Below are 13,217 nucleotides of genomic sequence, written 5' to 3' on the forward strand. Positions count from 1 at the left end.
CATCAGCCTGTTGAGAAACCTCAACAGGCTATTTCTTTTGGACCTTCTCGCTCGGATAAATATCTATATCTGATCACGATTGAGCGAAGTTGCGCGGATACCAAAGAGCTGCACGAACTTTTTCTTGCCGATTGCGCGGCAAGAAAAAGTTTTAATGCAAGCGCATATGACCGCTGTCTGCCAGAACATAAAGAAGATCGCCAACCACCTGGCAAGCTGGCCGGGTTAGGCGATCTTCTTCTTTTCAAATCCGCGATACTTCAAGATTTCTTTTATTTATCCAGACAATTAGGTCGTGCGCTCTTCCCGAAGCGATACGGGAATGATGATTTCCCGGATAATGGTGGGGTCCTCGATCGTTTCGCGCAGCAGGGTGACGGCTTCCTCTCCCATTTTCCCCTCCTGCTGCTGGATGCAGCTGAAGAAGTTGCCGTTGAAATCGCGAATCGGCGGGGTATCGAACGATAGGATGGCGAGTTCCTCCGGCACCTTCTTGCCGAGCTTGATGGCCACTTCCCCGACATGGACGGCAATCGCGCTCGAAAAGGCGAAGACGGCCGTTATTTCCGGTTGGGACAGCAGCCAATCATGCACCATTTCCTGACTGACGTCCGTGTCCATATACGTGATTTCGTCGATTCGGGTCAGCCAATGCGATGGCTCAATTCTCAGGCCGGCTTTCTTGGCCATCACCAGATAGCCGGAAAAACGGTCCTCGGAGCTGGATGTCTTCGATTTGGTGCCAGATACGATACCGATCTGACGATGCCCTTTGCTGATCAAATATTCGGTGCCAATATAGCCGCCCAAATAATTGTCCGAATAGACGGCATTGGTCTTGATACCCGGCAGGTAACGGTCGATCAGGACGAAAGGGAAGCCCTCCGTCTTCAAGCTCAGAATCGCTTCGCTATACGACTCGCCGTCCACAGGAAAGATGAGCAGCCCTTCAACGCCGGCGGCGCGAAGGAAGCGGATGCCTTCTTTTTCCTCTGCTTGCGTGGAAGACCAGCGGACGATCAGAATGACGTTCTGTTCCTTGCAAGCTTCCTCGACGCCCTGAAGCAGTTGCATTGAGAATTGGTCGTTGGCCATCGGACTGAGAAAGCCGATTTTGCGAAGCGCAAGCTCCGGCTCCTCAGTCGGAGCCGGAGCCGCTTCCGGCGCGGCATACGGATCCGCGACGAACGTGCCCTTGCCTGCGATCCGGTAGACAAGTCCTTCGTCCACAAGCAGTTTCAAAGCGCTCTTGATCGTAATCCGGCTGACGCCGAATTGCTGAATCAGGTCCGCTTCGGTCGGAATTTGATCCCCGGGCTGCAATTCACCTTGCTCGATCTTTTCTTTAAGCATGCCTCGAATTTGCAGATACAGCGGTTGGTTTGTGATAGGTTGAGACATATGGATTCCTTTCGATTTAAGAAAAGTAATATAATGTATTATATCATTATGTTTAAAAAGGTCCAACTCGAAATACGCGTGACAGCTGGCCGCATGCTGGGAAATTCGCGGTCATTTATCGCTTTAGCCAGTCAGGTGAATGTTCGGTACATGCTTGGACCGAATAGGGGAACGGATCGGTGTGTCGCGGCAATCGCTTTTCCCTTTTCTCGCCGATGACGGATATAGAGTTTTAAGATGGGCTGCGATGATTATCATAATATAATAATACATTTATTAATGTTTGAATATTGACATAAGTCAATATGTAATTTAATATGACTTTAACCTCGGATATAGTCAAACCAAGATGTGCCAAGACTTTGCTTGTTTGAAGGACATGACATGCAGAACGTTTGGGAAGGGGGTTACTTTTATTAAATGCTGGCGCCTATGGTAATTTATTTTTCGTGTTCAGCTGCATCTCGTTTTATGGATATGTAATCGCTTTCATTATCCGGTGTGGGGCCCCACCAAACCGGAGAGCACAGCAATAGTGAACGAGAATTGATTCATCCACCGGAAGTATCGAAAAGCAGGGTGATCGCGGGCGATGATGCCGTTTGTTAACAAGCGGACGCCGATAAAATGCTTGGCATCCGGCAGTCATAGTACAAGGAGGAGTATAACGTGAACCGAAAGCTGATCTTATACCCGCTTATTTTGTTGATGGCTTTATCCATGCCGGTCTATGCGGGGGCTGAACCGCCCGCGGAACCTAATCCGGCCGGATCGGGCGTGGCGGCAGCCGAAGCCGCTCCGGTCCGCACCACGTTCCAGACGGGGGCCGGCGGCGCTTACGAAAACGCGCATGTGTTGGCTGATTCCGTCATGGCCTACATCGGCAATCCGGCTTCCATCGAATCGCATATCGCCTCATGGACGAACAGAGGCTATCAAGTTGACGCCATGCTGGCCGTCAATCGGGACATGAACGATTACGTACGGGGCAATTTCGACGGGAAGACGCACTACGACGAAATCCAAGTCGATCGTGACGGCAATCGGTTCACCCATCCGACGGACGTGAACGTGCCTTACATGGTGCCGACGGAAAACTGGAACAAGTACGTGTACGAATTGTCCCGTCGCACCATCGAAGCCGGCGCGAAGCGGATCGTCTTCGAGGAGCCCGACGTATTCCTCAAGTCGGGCTATTCCGACGCCTTCAAACGCGAGTGGAAGTCCTTCTACGGCTCGGATTGGATCGATCCCGTATCGTCCAAGGATGCGGGCTACATGTCGCAGAAGCTGAAAGTCTATTTGAGCTACCGGGCCTTCAAAGATATTTCGGAGAAAATCAAGAGCAACTATCCCGACGTCGAGGTGCTGATCGCCTCTCATACGGCACTCAGCTACCTGATGTACGGCATCACGACATCCAATTACGATTATTACAATATCCCGACGATCGACGGGTATATCGCCCAAGTGTGGAGCGACACGGCGCTGGTGCCCGTACCGTACGCCGGCACAAGCCAACGGCGGGTTTTTGAATCCGCCTACATCGATTACTCCTCGTTCGCCAATTTGAAGCTGGGCAACGATGGCAAGCAGCTGTACGCGCTCGCGGATCCCAAGGCGGATTCGGGAACGTACAGTTGGCCGGAGTACGAAGCATTTTACAAAACGACCATCGCGGCTCAGCTGATGCAGCCCCAGTTCAAGCAGTTCGAGGTCGTGCCATGGTCGGAGCGGGGATTCGCGCAAGCACCGGGACCGTACAAGACGGTTCAGACGAACGTCTACCGCGCGCTGCAGGACATGTATGACAAGCCGGCGACAGTGGAAGCGGGCACGCCTGGCATCGGCGTTCTGTATTCAGACACGATTTCGCAGATGGCGACGTCCGGGGACATTAACGCTTTCTACGGCACGACGGTCCCTCTCGTGGCGAAAGGCGTGCCGATTCAGGTCATCCCCGCGGAAAATTTGACGAAGCCGAACGCGCTCGCCGATATGAATGTGCTGTTCGTCAGCTACGACGTCTGGAAAGCGGTCGACGGCAACGGCGGCGGCGGAATCGGCGTCAAAGTCAACGAAGCGCTTCGCGACTGGGTTAGCCAAGGCGGCGTGCTCGTCTATACGGGAGGAGCGGGGAGCAGCGACGACTTGTCCGAATGGTGGTCGGAAGCGGATCTGTCGTCACCGAAGCGGGATTTGTGGAACAAGCTCGGCCTTGCCGTGAGCGGCGAAGCGACGACGACGGGAAGCGGGACGGTCACGCTGCGTGCGGCAGGTGCCGGAAACGGCGTCTTCGGCGGTCGCGGAACGATCGACGTCCCGGCCAAATTCGCCGTCACAGCGGGGACCTTGGCTAGCCCGGCCGTACCGCTCTATACGACGGCCGACGGCAAGGCGGTCGTCTACGAACAGCCGATTGGCAGCGGCAAAGCGATCGTCGCCGGCGTGGCGCCCGGCTACTTCGCATCCAGCGCAATGGCGGCGCAAGTTCTTCGCGATATTGCGAAATACGCCGTGGAGCAGACGGGCGCGACCTATGCGGAGGCGAACGTCATGAAGTCGATCCGCGGTCCGTATACGGCGATTCAGACCTTGGAGGAGCCGGCGCGAATTGAGCTGCAAAGCAGCAGCTATATCGATCTGTTCGACGACCGGCTGCCGGTCGTAACCGGCGAGACGGAAATGATGGCGCAATCGAGCGCGCTACTGTACGACGTTACCGGCCGGACGTCCGGAGACAAGCCCGCGATTCTGTTCGCGAGCGGCAATTTGACCGGCGTGAGCGAATCGGCGGCGGAAACGCTCTACACGCTGGCGGGTACCCCGAATTCCCGAGCGGCAGCCCGAATCGGCGCGCCGCAAGGCCTCTATCCGCAAGCGATAGAAGGAACGGACAGCGGCGGCGCGCCGGTAACGGTATCCTGGGAATGGGAGAACCGTTCCAACACGCTGCTCGTCCGCCACGATCACCGGAAGCAGGGCGTCACCATACGCGTGCAGTGGTCGGAAACGCCCGTCGCCGATTCGCCGGCGGTCGATTTTGCCGAATTGAACGTGAAGACGAACAATGAGAATCTGGATGCGGCTTATTTATGGAGGAACACCGGCGGCGCCATCGACGCTTTCCGGTTTGCCGACACCACGGCGGAAATCGTCTACAAGTTCGATCTGAACCGATACGCCAATGCGCGGATCTCACTCGACGTGGCGAATAATTACGTGCTGAGCGTATCGCCGGACGAGGCGGCCTGGACGCCGCTCTACACGGCGGATTCGAGCGGGGGCGTCATTACGGACGGAAGCAACCGGGCCATCAAGACGATCGATCTGTCAGCCTATAAAGGCGCGGACGACTTCGTCTATATCAAGATGGAAAATGCCGACAAGACGAGAGGGAACGGCCCCGTTCTGTACGGATTCAATCTCGGCTTCGAGCAGCGGATCGCTCCGTTCGGCGTTCGAACCAATGAGACACTGGATCTGGTGCCGGGACAGACGAGGATGCTCAAGCTGGCCGTTACGAACCGTTTGTCGGAAGTGAAGACGGTGGACATGAGCATCGGCAGGAGCACGTACAATGCGTTGTCGTTCACAGCGGGCTCAGCGGCCGAAGCAGACTATCTGTTCGAGAACGAAGGTTCCCAATTGGCGGGTAACGGCGGCCGGTACGCCGATCTGGCAAATTATTTCGTTTACAAGCTGCCGGTACCAGCGGACATGCAAGCCCCGGTCGCGAAGCTGACGCTGGCGAATCGCTATCAGGTATCCCTGTCGCGCGATGGGGACGACTGGACGATCGTCGACAGCGAAATGGCGGCGGCGGAAGGCGAGAACAATCTGGGCGAGCGCAGCTATGAGCTCGGCGAATACACGAACGACGGGGGCTACGTCTATGTCAAAATCGCCAACAGCCAGCCGTCAGGCGGCTGGGGCGGCATGCTGAAGAAGCTGACGCTGCAGGCGAAGGGCGAGGGCGAGCTGGAGGTGGCCTTCCCGAACGACGGCATCGAGCTGCAGCCGCATCAGACGCGGCTGATCGAAGTGGCCGTAACGGCGAAATCCGGTATTCAGTCCGCGCTGCCGCAGCAGTCGATCCGGCTGTCGGCCGGCGGAGACTTCACCGACTACGAGCTGCCGGTCAAAATCAATTTCATCAAGCCGGAATATCCGGCAACATGGGCGGCTTCGCCGATCGCTATCGACGGGAGGGCCGACGAGAGCGAATGGAGCGGCGCCCGGACGATCACGGTAAGCTCGAGCGATCCGGATCTGCTGCGATTCGGCAAAGTATGGGGCGAGGCCGGCAACGTGAAAGCAACTTACCGGCTGAAATGGGACGATGCCAATCTGTACGTGCTGGAGCAAAGAGAAGACAGCGCGTTCGCCTTTACTGAGACTGGGGCTACGATGTATGCCTCTACGGCATCGATGCTGTTCCTGGATATGGATCGCGGCAAGAGCGGCTCCGCTTATCTGGACGGGGATTATGCCATCTTCTTCACGCCGAGCGGACCGGACGACAAGCCTCATGTCTTCATGCGGCAGGGAGCGGACGGCGGCAAAGAGGAGTACGCGCTCGACAGTGCGAAGATCAATTCGAACGTGGAAATGGCGGCGCATACGTATACGGTGGAGTTGGCCATTCCGTGGAGTGCGCTGCAAATCATGCCGTTCGCGCCGAAGAACGGTACTAAGGTCGGCATGACCGTCGCGGCTACCCGCAACGCCGGCAACGGGGTATGGGGACAGCTCATGTGGTCCGGCGACGGCGACGATCAGGCGAAGTGGTCGGACATGTTGCTGACGGGCAAGCCGGAGGACTCCGGAAATCCCGGCAACCCGGGTAATCCCGGGGGCGGCTGGTATCCGTCCGTTCCATCCGTGGACGACGGCGACGAGCCGGATGACTGGAATAACGGTGGCGGTGGCGAGGTGCTATCGGTAAAAATCGCGGATGATGCGGACGAAGTCTCGATTTTCGCAGAACAGCTCGGCGGCCGGCCGCTGGACGTTCAGGCGGGCGACGGCGCCTCGCTGCGCATCGGCGGAGAGCTGTTGCGTAAATTGCTGGCCCAGGCGGGCGATAAGAAAGGGACGACGATCGTCGTTCATATGGCCCGAGTTGCGAAGGACTCGCTCCTCGCACCGAAGCGTCAGGGCGAATCCGCAAATATCCGCCTCGCCGGGCAGGCGTACGATATATCGATACGCGCGGTGACGCCGGACGGCAAAACCTATGAAGTCATGGCAACGGAAGGCGGGGCAACCGTCACGCTGCCGTTCGACCCAGAAGCCGTCGAAGGGAAGCTGCTCGGCGTTTATCGTTACGATGAAACGGGCAAGACATGGGAGTATGTCGGCGGTCGGACGGATGCCAAAGCGCATCGCATATCCGTGAAATTGAAGCATCTCGGCCTCTACGCGGCGATCGAGTACGACAAACGGTTTGGCGACGTGCCGGCCGGGCACTGGGCGTACGATGCGATAAGGACGCTGGCGGCGAAGCATATCGCAAGCGGCGTTGGCGCGAACGGGTTTCAACCTGCGGGTACGGTAACTAGGGCGGAATTCGTCGCGCTGTTGGTCCGGGCGCTGGGACTCGAAGCAAGCGGCAAGCAGTCAGAGCTTCCGTTCGCGGATATCGAGAGCGGCGCCTGGTATGCGGCGAATGCGGCGGCGGCCTACGAGGCCGGACTGGTCAAAGGCGACAGCGAAGGCGCGTTCCGTCCCGGCGAACGCATCACCCGCGAGCAAATGGCCGTCCTGCTGGTTCGGGCGTACGAACTCGGTCTCGGCCGCGCGGTGGATGCCCCGGCAGATGACGAAACGCCCTATGTGGACGGGGCTGTGATCGCGGCCTGGGCTCGGGCGGACGTGAGCAAGGCGCATTCGCTTGCGCTCATGAAAGGGCAAGGAGCCAATCGCTTCGCGCCGCAGTCGACGGCGACACGCGCCGAATCGGCACAAGCCGTCCTGAATCTGCTGGAGAGATTGGAGGAACGGCCGGCAAGCTAGGGCAGGCGCGCCGCAACGTGAATTATCGCGTATTTGAAAAGAAGAAGATCGCCCTACCAGGCCAGCTTGCCAGGTGGTTGGCGATCTTCTTTATGTTCCGGCAGACGGCGGTCATGTACACTTGCTCGAGCGTATATAAAACGGCATTTCCCCTAGACCAGTTAGATGGGGCTATTGTATATTGCGTTTTATTGATGTTTATTGTTGTTTGTTTCTATATAATAGAGAGATAAAAAGAGGAGGTCGGTTCGGTGTTTGCTGCAAACCGTAGGGAGAGAATTGTACAGCTGCTTCAGCAGCATAAGCAAATTGTCGTCAAGGAGCTGGCGCGCGAGCTTCAGGTGTCGGAGGGGACGCTCCGGACGGATCTGAAGATCCTGGAGGATGAAGGGCTGCTTGAGCGGACGCATGGAGGCGCAGTGCCTGTAAAATCAAGGGCGTCGTTCCAGGTCGACGGCTATCCTTCCCGCGGCGAGCTGAACGCCGAAGAGAAGGCGGTCATCGGGAAGAAAGCTTCAGAGCTCGTCACCAAGGGGCAGTGTATCATATTGGATGCAAGCTCGACAGTGCTGCAGCTGGCCAAATCGCTGATCGATTGCGATTTCCTGACGGTTGTTACGAATGGGCTGGAAGCAGCCATGATTCTTAACCAGAACCCGCGAATCAATGTCATTCTGATCGGAGGCATTCTGCGTTCCGGCTCTAGAACGGTTGAAGGCGTACTGGGCAAATCGATGCTGGAGGATATTCATGCGGACATCTTCTTCACTTCGTCCGAGGGGTTCAGCTTGAACGAAGGAATGACGGACTTCAGCTTGTACGAGGCCGAATTAAAGAAGCTGATGGCCGCGAATGCAAGCAAGACGGTGGCGCTTGTAGACCACACGAAGCTTGGGCGCAGATCGATCGCCACTTCGGTGCAGGCGAAGGGGATTCATACCTTGATTACCGATGCCAAGGCCGACGGGGAGTTTCTTCGTCAGCTAACCGGTATCGATATTATCATTGCCGGCAAGTAGTCGCTTGAATAAAACGGTCGTTATTTAACAATAAATAAACGTTCGTTTGCAAACGAATGCAAACGTCGGTAAAGATAAACAAAGGTTGACAAATAAAGAAAAACGGGAGGAAAATATAAGATAGAATAAGGAACAGAGCAGCAAGGAGCAGATAACGATGTTGAACACGATCGACGGCTTTATTATTGATTTGGATGGAACGGTATATAAGGGAGCAACAGCGATTGAGGGAGCCGGAGAGACGATTGATTACCTGCGCTCGATCGGCAAGAGAATGGTATTCTTAAGCAACCGCGGCAATATATCGAGAACGATGTGTCATGATAAATTGGCGGCGATGGGAATACATGTGCCCGAAGAAGAAATTATCTTATCGTCCACGGTGACGGCACGCTATTTGATGCAGCACAATCCAGGCAGCAAGGCATGGGCGCTCGGCGACCCGGGACTGCGGGAGGAACTGGCATCAGGCGGCGTTCAGCTGGCAGAGAAGCCGGAAGAGGCGGACTGGGTTGTCATCACGCTGCACGAGACGCTTACTTATAGAGAGCTGAATCAGGCGTTCAAAGCGGTTCGGAACGGGGCGAGGATTATCGCAACCAACGATGACAAGACCTTTCCCGGAGACGAGGGGGATTCGATCGACGTGGCGGGTATGATCGGCGCCATCGTCGCTTCGACCGGCCAGGAAGTGGAGGTCGTAATCGGCAAGCCGTCGGCTTATATGTCCGAAGAGGCATTGAACGTACTGGGGCTGCCGCCGGAGCGCTGTATGATCATCGGCGACAGCTTAATGTCTGATATTCGGCTTGGGAAACGGTCCGGAATAAGCACTGCACTTGTGCTTAGCGGTTCGGTTACGCGTAATGAACTGGATGCGTCGGAGGTTAAGCCGGATTGCGTATGGGAGTCCATCGGTGATTTGAAATCGATTCTAAATCGGAATGAGGAAATCGCGTGACAGATATTTTATCTTCCATAAAGAAACAAGCAGCTGCAGCCGCGGAATCCGGGCTTGATCTCGCCGTGCTGGACATGGGGCCTGTACGCATCGATTCCGGGGCAATACGGGAGGTGGCGCCGTATCTTACAGCAAAGGGTTACCGGCATGTATCGGTCGTCTCAGACAGCATTACGTATGAGATTGCAGGCGGCTCTATAGCGGCTTCGATAACAGACGCGGGAATCGATGTGCGTTCGACGATGATTAAGCCGAATTCGCAAGGGGATGTCATTGCCGATGAGGTGTCCATTGTCCAGCTTTTGCTTGATATTAGGCAGCGTGGATCGGAGGTTGTTATCGCGGCCGGCTCCGGCACCCTTCATGATATTGCCAGATTCGCAGCTTATACGACCGGCATCCCGTTCGTATCGGTGCCAACAGCGCCTTCCGTCGACGGATTTAATTCCAAGGGCGCGCCGATTATTGTCCGGGGCGAGAAGATAACCATTCCGTCCATTGGGCCGGATGCGATCTTCGCCGATCTGGATATTCTGACCGTAGCGCCGTCCGGGCTCGTGGCGGCTGGTTTTGGCGATATGCTTGGCAAATATACGTCCCTGTTCGACTGGACATTCGGCCATCTGGCCGGAGGAGAGCCTTACTCTCCCTTTGTTGCGAAGCTGACCCGGAATGCGCTTCAGCGCTGCGTAGACAACGTCGATGAAATCGCAGCCCGCAGCAACGCGGGAATCCAAATTTTGATGAGCGCCTTGCTGGAGTCCGGCTTTGCGATGCTGTTATTCGGCCAATCGCATTCCGCGTCGGGAGCGGAGCACCATCTATCGCATTATTGGGAAATGGAATATTTGAAGCTCGGCCGCAGACAGCTTCTGCACGGAGCTAAGGTCGGCGCAGCCTGCGCGGAAATATCCAAGCTGTATCACCGCCTTGCGGCAGAGCAGCTCCCATTCGTTACAGGGCCAGAGAAGTCGAGGATTGCGGATGAGATCCATCGGCTTCCGGATGAGCATGCCATACGAAGTCTGCTGCGCAAGGTCGGAGGACCCGATATGCCGGAGACGCTCGGAATCGACGATGAGCTTCTTGCGCGCAGCTTGCGGGAGGCGCACCGTATCCGGCCGAATCGTTATACGCTGCTAAGAGTCTATAATGAATCCATGCAGTCGGCTGCACAATAGACGCATAGCAATACTTTGAAAAGCTGCCTCAGCATGTTCGCTGAGGCAGCTTTTAATGTGCAGATGAATATGATAAAATGAGAACACACGTTCCTATTAATGGGGAGGGTTTCGATGCAAATGATCGTATTGGATAAGAACGGATTTCCGTCTGTGCTTCATGTTCAAGACGTGCTGCTGATCACGATGACGAAACAAGGCCCATTGTTCGTAACCGGAGAGGGAAGCTACCGGCTGCCGAATACGGCCGCGCAGCTGCTGCGGGCGTTGGGAGCTCACGGGTTCGAGCAAGTGGATCGCAATATGATCGCGAACATAGATCGGGCAGTTGCATTCGATCCGGTGGAGAGAAAGCTGCATTATGATGAAGAAGCGGCCGGCGGGGGAGGCTTGTACGCAACCGTGTCAGCGGCGAACAGCTATAAGCTGCGCCATCTGATTCGGGAATCCGACAGCTCGAAGCAGGATTATTATGCCGCAGCTCAACCGGTTGTTGGACAAGCGGTTAGCTATACAGGCAGCGGTCTGTCTCTTACGGCTTAGCGATGAATCGTAGTAGAGTCAAGCAAGTGCACCGCGCGCACCTCATGGCGCGCGGTGTGGCGTTGCATGACGGCGGTCAACCAGATGCGGCCTTTGTGGTGTTCGAGGAACTGGTGAAGGACGTGCTAGACCCAACAATTTTTATAGGTAATATCTATAAATTATATTTACTTTATATATTTCCATCTATATCAAATTTCATGTTATAACGATAGCAGAAACGGCTATCGAAGGAGGATGAGTGGATGGAACAACGATGGGAAGCGGGAATGTATGACCAGGCGATGAGCTTTGTATCCAAGTATGGAGAGGATATTCTGGATTTAATTGCGGTGCAGCCAGGCGAACGGATCATAGACTGGGGCTGCGGCACAGGCGACTTGGCTGCCCAGCTGTCCAAGAAGGGAGCCATTGCAACGGGAATTGACGCATCCGAATCGATGATTGCACAAGCGCAGCACAAATATCCTGATATCACGTTCCTTGTAGCGGATGGTCAACGGTATCGGCCCGACACGCCGGTGGACGCGGTTATGAGCAATGCGGCTTTGCATTGGATGACCGATGCGGAATCGACGGCTGCGAGTATCGCCGGGTCGCTTCGTGCGGGCGGCCGGTTTGCGGCTGAGTTTGGCGCTGCGGGCAATATTCAGGAGGTCAGGCGGGCGCTTCAAGAATCCTTCGATCGAGCAGGTGTGTTGGAGCTGCTGAAGTTCCCCTGGTACTTTCCATCCATTGGCGAATATACTCCGCTTCTGGAACGTCACGGGCTATCGGTGCGCATGGCGGTACGGATGGAGAGACCGACCCCGTTAACGGGGGGCGAACAAGGGCTGCGGATCTGGCTGGAGACGTTTGCTAACGGTCTGCTGATGCCCCTGAATGAAGCCAAGCGCCGAGAAGTAATCGGTGAAACGGAGCGCAGATTGAAGCAAACCAAGCTCTATCGGAATGGAGAATGGGTATTGGATTATGAACGGATTCGGATAACCGCCACGAAAAGGTAAATTTTTCACCTCTAACCGTCGATGATATAAGAATACAAGGTTTGTCACCTTTGATATCGACCTAGGGGGAAAAACAGCATGATTCAGGTTTCGGCGGAAAGACAACGACAGCTTGATTTTATTGGGATCACGGAAGAAGATCTATCGCTCTTAAGCAGTAACCGTGAAATATTCGACCAGGTCGCAGGTGAGGTTGTGGACCGGTTCTATGATCGGATCGGGAAGGAATCTGAACTATGTGCGATCATTAATAAATACAGCACGATCGACAGGCTGAAGAAAACGATGCGCGTCTATTGGATGTCCCTCACGGCGGGAGAAATCGATGATGATTTTATCGCTAATCGCGTACGGGTCGGTATCGTTCATTCCAAGATCGGCTTGAATACCGATTGGTATCTGGGCTCATACGCCATCTATTTGGATTTGGCGACGCAGATCTTTAAGCGGTTGATGCCCGACCGCTGGCAGCAAATCATTCATTCCTTATCCAAGATGTTTAATTACGATTCCCAGCTTGTTCTTGAAGCCTATCAGAAGCTGGAGCAAGAGCATGTGCAGCATTTGGCGGATTCCAGGCAGAACATGCTGAGTTCGGTTACGCAGGCGGTGCAGGAGCTGGCGGGCATGATCGTGGATCTGGAGGGAAGCGCCAAGACGATGGCGGATTCGGCTGTCTTGACCGCGGAATCGCAGGATCATTCCAACCGGATGCTCGGTGAGCTCATGACCGATGTGGAGAACATTGGAGAGGTCGGGACGCTCATTCGGAACGTTGCGGATCAGACCCATTTGCTCGGACTCAATGCGGCAATTGAAGCGGCAAGGGCAGGGGAACACGGCCGCGGCTTCGAAGTCGTCGCGAATGAAGTGCGGAAGCTGGCCGCGTCTTCGCGCGAGGCGATGGCTTCCATTCAGGACCGGCTGGAGGAGATCGAGCAGAAGGTTTCGGTCGTCCGCAAGGAATCCGAAGAGTTTTCCATACAAGCGCGCGAGCAAGCGGCAAGATCGGAAGAGCTGGCTGCCTTCGTAACGACCATCGAGAAAGTGACGAACGATTTGAAACAGCTCAACGACTAGACAATTA

The 13,217-nt window shown here is 55.5% G+C and carries 8 protein-coding genes; 7 read left to right on the forward strand and 1 reads right to left on the reverse strand.

Annotated features, from left to right (window positions below; genetic code table 11):
- Positions 1-288: 288 nt before the first annotated feature.
- Positions 289-1,401, reverse strand: coding sequence for a GntR family transcriptional regulator (locus L1F29_RS08365; RefSeq protein ID WP_258387872.1), 1,113 nt, complete (start codon positions 1,399-1,401; stop codon positions 289-291).
- Positions 1,402-2,070: 669 nt separating this feature from the next.
- Here L1F29_RS08365 and L1F29_RS08370 point away from each other — a divergent pair.
- The 7 genes from L1F29_RS08370 (at position 2,071) to L1F29_RS34190 (ending at position 13,210) form a co-directional block, all read left to right on the forward strand.
- Positions 2,071-7,419, forward strand: a complete 5,349-nt coding sequence (locus L1F29_RS08370) for an S-layer homology domain-containing protein (protein ID WP_258387873.1) — start codon at positions 2,071-2,073, stop codon at positions 7,417-7,419.
- Positions 7,420-7,670: 251 nt separating this feature from the next.
- A complete protein-coding gene (locus tag L1F29_RS08375; protein WP_258387874.1) occupies positions 7,671-8,438 on the forward strand; it encodes a DeoR/GlpR family DNA-binding transcription regulator in 768 nt (255 codons plus the stop codon).
- A 157-nt stretch (positions 8,439-8,595) separates the two neighbouring features.
- The gene (locus L1F29_RS08380; RefSeq protein WP_258387875.1) at positions 8,596-9,399 is read left to right on the forward strand and encodes an HAD-IIA family hydrolase; all 804 of its coding nucleotides are present in this window, start codon (positions 8,596-8,598) and stop codon (positions 9,397-9,399) included.
- Entirely contained in the window at positions 9,396-10,580 is a 1,185-nt protein-coding gene (locus L1F29_RS08385; RefSeq protein ID WP_258387876.1) for a sn-glycerol-1-phosphate dehydrogenase, read from the forward strand. Before L1F29_RS08380 ends, L1F29_RS08385 begins: the two co-directional genes overlap by 4 nt.
- Positions 10,581-10,694: 114 nt before the next feature.
- Entirely contained in the window at positions 10,695-11,123 is a 429-nt protein-coding gene (locus L1F29_RS08390) for a hypothetical protein (RefSeq protein ID WP_258387877.1), read from the forward strand.
- 245 nt (positions 11,124-11,368) lie between these two features.
- Entirely contained in the window at positions 11,369-12,130 is a 762-nt protein-coding gene (locus L1F29_RS08395; RefSeq protein ID WP_258387878.1) for a class I SAM-dependent methyltransferase, read from the forward strand.
- A gap of 78 nt (positions 12,131-12,208) precedes the next feature.
- On the forward strand, positions 12,209-13,210 hold the full coding sequence (locus L1F29_RS34190; RefSeq protein WP_309252387.1) for a protoglobin domain-containing protein: 1,002 nt from the start codon (positions 12,209-12,211) through the stop codon (positions 13,208-13,210).
- The last annotated feature ends 7 nt before the right edge of the window (positions 13,211-13,217 follow it).

It is taken from the genome of Paenibacillus spongiae (genome assembly GCF_024734895.1).
GTDB classification, from domain to species: domain Bacteria; phylum Bacillota; class Bacilli; order Paenibacillales; family Paenibacillaceae; genus Paenibacillus_Z; species Paenibacillus_Z spongiae.

Bases quoted from the DNA above. Each gene is read 5' to 3' on its own strand.
- L1F29_RS34190 (WP_309252387.1), top strand. From the start codon at position 12,209: ATGATTCAGGTTTCGGCGGAAAGACAACGACAGCTTGATTTTATTGGG.
- L1F29_RS08390 (WP_258387877.1), top strand. From the start codon at position 10,695: ATGCAAATGATCGTATTGGATAAGAACGGATTTCCGTCTGTGCTTCAT.
- L1F29_RS08380 (WP_258387875.1), top strand. From the start codon at position 8,596: ATGTTGAACACGATCGACGGCTTTATTATTGATTTGGATGGAACGGTA.
- L1F29_RS08365 (WP_258387872.1), bottom strand. From the start codon at position 1,401: ATGTCTCAACCTATCACAAACCAACCGCTGTATCTGCAAATTCGAGGC.
- L1F29_RS08395 (WP_258387878.1), top strand. From the start codon at position 11,369: ATGGAACAACGATGGGAAGCGGGAATGTATGACCAGGCGATGAGCTTT.